The sequence below is a fragment of the Mesorhizobium sp. M7A.F.Ca.CA.002.09.1.1 genome (assembly GCF_003998555.1).
In the GTDB taxonomy this organism is placed as follows: Bacteria; Pseudomonadota; Alphaproteobacteria; order Rhizobiales; family Rhizobiaceae; genus Mesorhizobium; species Mesorhizobium ciceri.
The window spans coordinates 1-5,122 of the sequence record NZ_RZRR01000372.1; the positions used below are offsets into that span (position 1 = coordinate 1).

The following is a 5,122-nucleotide window of genomic DNA, read 5'->3' on the forward strand; positions in this document are numbered from 1 at the left end:
GATCCTGTTCGTCGAGGGCGGCCGGATCGTCGAGCGCGGCACGCATGAGGAGTTGCTGGCGCTCGGTGGACGCTACCGCGCGCTCCATGACCTGCAGTTGCGGCCGGACGATGAGCGGCCCGTGGCGGGAGCCGCGTGATGCAGACACCGGCCGACGACGAGGAGGAAGACACCAGCGGGCCACCGACAAAGGCGGTCGTGGGCTCGCACCGCGACGACGAAGAGGTCTTCGGCAAAGCTTATGACCCTCGCATCGTGCGGCGTATCTGGAGCTTCGTGAGGCCGTATCAGAACCGGATTTTCATCTCAGTCGCCGCGGTGCTGGTGTTCACGCTGACCCAGCTGGCGATCCCGCTGGTCATCCGCTACGCCATCGACCACGGCATGACGGCTGGCAAGCTCGACCAATCGGTAATGATCGCCGCGATCAGCGCTTTCGCCGTGATCATCCTGATCAACTATGCTGCCAGCTATGTGCAGGAAAGCGTCGTCGGCAAGGTGGCCGAAAACGTGCTGTCGGACCTGCGCCGCGCCATGTTCAGCCATCTGCAACGGGTCTCGCTGAGCTTCATGGACAAGACCGAGGTCGGCCGGCTGATGTCGCGCCTGCAGGGCGACGTCAATTCGATGCAGGAATTCCTCGAAACATCGGTGATGTCGGTAGGCGACATCGTGCTGTTGTTCGGCATCGTCAGCGTGCTTTTGTGGCTCGATTTCCGACTGGGCCTGCTGACGCTGTCGACCATGCCGGTGCTGTTCATCGTGCGCCTTTTCTGGCTGCCGCGCGCCAAGGTCGCCTTCATGGCCGCGCACGAAACCAACTCGATCGCCAACGGCGCACTGGCCGAAGGCATCCATGGCGTGCGCACGGTGCAGAGCCTCGAGCGCCAGCACGTCAATTTCGACCTCTACGACGAAAAGGTGCTGGCCAACCTCAATGCCCATTTGAGGTCGGCGAAATACGCGCAGGTAATGGTGCCGATCGTCGACACGCTGACCGGCATCGCCATGGCAACTGTCATCGTCGTCGGCGGGTCGATGGTGCTCTCGCACAGCCTCGACATCGGCGTCATGGTGGCGTTCCTGTTCTACATCCAGCGCTTCTTCGACCCGATCCGCTCGCTGACCATGCAATACAGCGTCATGCAGCGCGCCATGGCTTCGGGCCAGCGCATCTCCGAAGTGCTCGACGTGCCGGTCGATGTCAGCGACAGGCAAGGTGCGGTGGCGCTGTCGCGCGATATGGACGGCTCGGTCGAGTTCAGGAACGTCACTTTCGGTTATAGGCCGAACCAGCCGGTGCTGAAGAACATCTCCTTCCGCGTCAACCCGGGCGAGACCGTAGCCCTTGTCGGCCCGACCGGATCGGGCAAATCCAGCTCGATGGCGCTGGTGCACCGCTTCTACGATGTCTGGTCGGGTGAGGTTCTGGTCGGCGGCCATGATGTGCGTGACCTCACCCAGGATTCGCTCGGCGATCAGGTGGCGATGGTGCTGCAGGAGCCGTTCCTGTTCTCCGGCTCGGTGCTGGAAAACATCCGCTACCACAAGACATCAGCCAGCCGCGAGGAGGTGGTCCGCGCCGCACAAGCCGTCGGCGCGCACGATTTCATCGAGAACCTGCCAGATGGCTACGATACCGAACTCGAGCAGCGCGGCGGCAATCTCTCGCTGGGCCAGCGCCAGCTGATCAGCTTCGCGCGCGCGCTGGTGGCGGATGCAAAGATCCTGGTGCTCGACGAAGCCACGGCCAGCATCGATTCCTACACCGAGATGCTGATCCAGAAGGCGCTGATCACGCTGCTGGAAGGCCGCACCGGGCTGGTCATCGCCCACCGTCTGGCCACTATCCGCGGCGCCGACCGCATCATCGTGCTGCAGAACGGCGAGATCGTCGAAAGCGGCAACCACGAACAGCTGATGGCAAGAAAAGGCCTCTACGCCCGCCTCTACAACATGAACTACGCCTCGTTCGACGACATTTCCGAAGGCGAGCTGGAACTGGACGCGGCAGTCGGCAAGGCGACGTGATTGGACCTGCAAACGACCGCAGGCGCCTAGGCCATTTCGGGGCGTTTTGAACCCTCGCGGATGGCCTTGTGCACGCCGCGTTGCAGATCCATGAATACAGGGCTTTCCATCACCTCTTCGCGGCGCGGGCGCTCGATATCCACGTTGAATGTCTGCGTGATACGTCCCGGGCCGATGCCCATGACGACGATGCGGTCCGACAGATAGACGGCCTCCTCCACATCATGGGTGACAAACAGGACGGTCAACCTGTGTTCCTCCCAGATCTGGGTCAGCAGTTCCTGCATCTGATGCCGGGTCAAGGCATCGAGCGCGCCGAAGGGCTCGTCCATCAACAGCATCTTGGGCCGGTAGGAAAGCGCGCGCGCAATGGCGACGCGTTGTTTCATGCCGCCCGAGAGTTCGGCTGGATAGCGGTCCGCACTACCAGACAGCTTGACGAGTTCGAGATGCTCCAGCGCGATCCTGCGGCAGGTCGGGCGATCGTAACCAGCGGCCTTGAGCGCAAACTCGATGTTCTGCCGCGCCGTCAGCCAGGGAAGCAGCGTGTAGGACTGAAAGACGACGCCACGGTCGAGTCCAGGCTGCAGGATCGGCGCGCCATCGATGCTGAGATCGCCCGCGTCGAAGTCCTGCAGTCCGGCCACGATCGACAGCAGCGTGCTCTTGCCGCAGCCCGACGTGCCGACCAGGGAGACAAACTCGTTGTCGGCAAGATCCAGGTTGATACCGCGCAGCACTTCCGTGCGCCGCTCGCCCGTGCCGAAGCTCTTGTGGAGACCGGCGATCCGCAATTTGGGGCTCATCGGCTGGACCTCATTGCGAGCGGCCCTCTTGCTTGAACAGCACCTTTTCCAGCGCCTTCATCACCTGGTCGGTGATGAGGCCGAGCAGGCCGAGCAGCAGGATGTAGCCGATGATGGTGTTGGTCTGGAAATAGCGCTGGGACACGGTGATGCGATAGCCGAGCCCCGAAGTGGCGGCGACGAGTTCGGCCAGCACCAGCCAGGTCCATGCCCAGCCCAAGCTGATGCGCAGCGTATCCCAGATGCCCGGCAAGGCGCTGGGCACGACGATGCGCGTCAGGATCTTGCGATCCGGCAGGCCTAGCGTGCGCCCAAGGCCGATGAAATCGGCTGGAACCCGTTTTACATTGTCCATGATCATCAGCACCTGCTGGAAGAACGTGCCGATGAAGATGATCAGGAATTTCTGCGAATCGCCGGTGCCAGCCCAAAGGATGGAGAGCGGCACGAAAGCGACGACCGGCATGTAGCGGATGAAATCCACCAGCGGCTCGATGGCCGCTTCCCAGGAACGGAAACTGCCAATCAGCACGCCGATCGGTATCGACAGGGCCGAGGCGATGAGGAAGCCGATGGAGATACGGTACATCGAGGCTTTGAGGTCCAGCCACAACGTGCCGTCGGCCGCGAGCTTGGCGATCTGCATAGCGACGCTGCCCGGCGATGGCAGGAAGATCGGCTTTACCAATCCCAGTCCGGTCGCCGCCCACCAGGCAAGGCCGAGCCCGACGAACACGGCCACCGCGATCACCAGGAAGCGCGACCTGGCGATGGGCACGCCGATGCCGGAGGATCGGCGACGCCTCGCCTGTTTCGTGGGACGAGCCGGATCCGTTTGAGCGGGACGCTCCCCGGGCATCTGCGTCACCACCGCGATCCGGCCTTGGTCATTCCGCCGCCTTGACGAACGACGGGTCGATCATCTGCTCCGGCGTCACATCGGCCTGCAGCAGCTTGGCGTTCTTGGCGGCGGCTTCGACATCGGCGAAGGTCTTGGTGGTGAAATCACCGGTCAGCGCCGCCTTGTTTTCGGCGAGTGAGTAGTAACGCACGCCGTCAAAGGCGGTGTTGAGGTCCTTGACGTCCGAACCGACAGCCTTGGCGATGATGGCGCGCCCACCGGGCGTATCGGCATTGTAGTCCTTGAGCGCTGCGTCCCAGCTTTTGATCATGGCCAGCACTTGGCCGGGCCGCGACTTGATCACCTCGTCACGCACCACCAGCACGTCGCTGATCAGGCCGGGATCCTCGCCGGCGGTGAACAGCAGCTTGAGGTCCTTGTTCTGCGCCATGGCGACGGTGAGGTACGGTTCATAGGTCACCGCGACCGGCACCTGGCCGGCGATCAAGGCGCTGCCGGCGTCGGACGCAGGCATCGGAACCGGCTTCACATCGTCGATCGACATGCCGTTCCTGGTGAGCGCGTATTTGAGCAGGATGTCGCTCGTCGTGCCTTCCTCGAAGGCCACCTGCTTGCCCTTGAGGTCCGCGATGGAGGTGACGTCCTTGCCAGCGATGATCGCGTCGGCGGTCATGGAGACGTCGAGCAGCAGCACGATCTTCACCGGCAGGCCGGCCGCAACCATGCCCATCGCCGTGTGGGTGGCGATGTTGGCGGCGTCGAGCTGGCCGCTTGCAAGTGCTGCATTGATGTCCTTGTCCTCGGCGAAGTTGACGATCTGGACGTCGCTCAGCCCGTTCGTCTTGAACAGGCCCTTGGCCTCGGCGACATGCCACTGGCCATAGCCGAGCCAGGGCTCGATGCCGATCTTGAACGCTCCTGCCTCGGGCGTGGTGGGAATGGCCGCATCGGCCGCGTAGGCCGCCGGGGCGGCGGCGAGCCCGATGGCGGCGGCCATCACGAGCGCGCGAAATTGTCCTGTTAGGTTACGCATCATCCTTGTTCCCCTTGATGATCGGACCGCTTTTTCTGACTGAGGTAGCCGGTCCGGTGAGACTGCGGGTTTCTGCTCTTGCGGCACTGTGCCTCGGCGTCTTACCTGCCACTTCATGGTGAAGTGCGCGGATATTTCAGCGTCAGCGGGAGCGGATGTCAAGGCTAAAATACATACATGCATATACAAGTTGGAAAGACTCAATTTTTACGCGCTCCGGGATCGATCCGGTCTAGAAAATCGGTCACCCGATCGGTTCCGGCAACAGGTTCGCTGCCGACCATGACCGCCACCGAAAAGGCAATAAGGGAAGAAACCGGCGTGTGGCTGCGTGCGCCGGCGCGCAGGTTCATGACCAGCGTCGGCGACAGGAAGAGACCGGCCCGGAGC

Annotated in this window: 4 protein-coding genes and 1 pseudogene; 1 reads left to right on the forward strand and 4 read right to left on the reverse strand. The window is 62.8% G+C overall.

The features are described 5' to 3' along the window. Positions 1–138 precede the first annotated feature (138 nt). A complete protein-coding gene (locus EN994_RS17135; protein WP_063168687.1) occupies positions 139–2,031 on the forward strand; it encodes an ABC transporter ATP-binding protein in 1,893 nt (630 codons plus the stop codon). Between the two features lie 26 nt (positions 2,032–2,057). Here EN994_RS17135 and EN994_RS17140 read toward each other — a convergent pair whose 3' ends face one another. The 4 genes and pseudogenes from EN994_RS17140 to EN994_RS17155 all read right to left on the reverse strand — a co-directional run. Beyond that, positions 2,058–2,837: an ABC transporter ATP-binding protein gene (locus tag EN994_RS17140; protein ID WP_063168688.1), complete on the reverse strand. Its 780-nt coding sequence runs from the start codon at positions 2,835–2,837 to the stop codon at positions 2,058–2,060. Between the two features lie 10 nt (positions 2,838–2,847). Further along, a complete protein-coding gene (locus EN994_RS17145) occupies positions 2,848–3,615 on the reverse strand; it encodes an ABC transporter permease (protein WP_027160903.1) in 768 nt (255 codons plus the stop codon). A gap of 109 nt (positions 3,616–3,724) precedes the next feature. Further along, entirely contained in the window at positions 3,725–4,735 is a 1,011-nt protein-coding gene (locus EN994_RS17150) for an ABC transporter substrate-binding protein (RefSeq protein ID WP_164745972.1), read from the reverse strand. A 197-nt stretch (positions 4,736–4,932) separates the two neighbouring features. Then, positions 4,933–5,122: pseudogene (locus EN994_RS17155) on the reverse strand (hypothetical protein); the annotation flags it as partial.